This is a genomic window from Mycobacterium sp. Soil_C_30 (assembly GCF_057656995.1).
In genome coordinates this window covers 1-224 of the sequence record NZ_JBDGJH010000084.1, presented here as the reverse complement: position 1 = coordinate 224, position 224 = coordinate 1, and the positions used below count along the sequence as shown (strand labels likewise).

Sequence of the window (224 nt, the reverse complement as noted above, 5' to 3'; positions counted from 1 at the left end):
GAGCCGCAGGGTCTCGATGAGATCCGCAAGGGCTGTTATGACGCCGCCGAGCGGGTCAAGGACATGAATGCCGGTGGCGTGTTGGCGACGATGAATTTCCCGTCGTTTCCGGGGTTCGCGGCGCGTCTTTTTGCCACCGAGGATGCCGAGTTTTCGTTGGCGTTGGTGCAGGCCTACAACGACTGGCATATCGATGAGTGGTGTGGGGCGCATCCGGGGCGGTT

The 224-nt window shown here is 61.6% G+C and carries 1 pseudogene; it reads left to right on the top strand.

The features are described from left to right. Positions 1–224 (top strand): annotated as a pseudogene (locus AC3A6P_RS36220) (amidohydrolase family protein); the annotation flags it as partial.